Raw genomic sequence first — 646 nt, forward strand, 5'->3', positions numbered from 1 at the left:
ATAAGCCATCCTCGTATTATTGGCCTTAATTCATCAGTCTTATTGGGTCTACTTGCCTTATGCTTTTGCTCATTGAAGTCATCCATCTCTATGTATCTTTTCACTGTGCGATAGTTCTTGCCGGTCATTCCACTTATCTGTGCATAAGTTTTTCCTTCTAAAAAGTATAATTCTCGGATATAATTGATTTGAGTAATTGTCAGCACTTCCTTTCCTCCCTACAAGTTTAGTCACTTAATAGGGTATTATTTAAGGTTTGTACTGGCAATTACTTTTTGTATTTTTGGTTGCCATTTATTGCAGTTCTAGATTACCATAAACAGACGGGTATGCAATGGCCCAGATGCCGTACAAAAGCATAAAGATCGATTAAAAGCGAGCATACCTGAAAACGGTTCCATAAGATTGTTGGTGGTAACAGAAAAACAATATGGATCTATGGAAATTTTGCTCGGGGATTATTTACAGGATGATACTCCGTTTGTATGTGAACAGTTATCGATTTTTTAAAAAAGAATCAGAGGGTATGTAATTAAGTGTGCTGGGAACTGTTTTGATAGAAGTGAAAGCCTTGAATATCAACGCATTCAAGGCTTTCGGCTTCTTGCCAATCTACTATACCAAAACTTACATGGGAACTACAACT

At 36.5% G+C, this 646-nt stretch carries 1 protein-coding gene and 1 pseudogene; one reads left to right on the forward strand and one right to left on the reverse strand.

The genetic code is table 11. The features are described 5' to 3' along the window. A pseudogene (locus BUB93_RS08740) lies at positions 1 to 206 on the reverse strand (IS21 family transposase); the annotation flags it as partial. 109 nt (positions 207 to 315) lie between these two features. On the opposite strand from BUB93_RS08740, the gene cas2 reads away from it, so the two are divergent. Further along, positions 316 to 510, forward strand: coding sequence for a CRISPR-associated endonuclease Cas2 (gene cas2, locus BUB93_RS11570; protein ID WP_423230808.1), 195 nt, complete (start codon positions 316 to 318; stop codon positions 508 to 510). Positions 511 to 646: the final 136 nt, after the last annotated feature.

This window comes from Alkalibacter saccharofermentans DSM 14828 (assembly GCF_900128885.1).
GTDB lineage: Bacteria > Bacillota > Clostridia > Eubacteriales > Alkalibacteraceae > Alkalibacter > Alkalibacter saccharofermentans.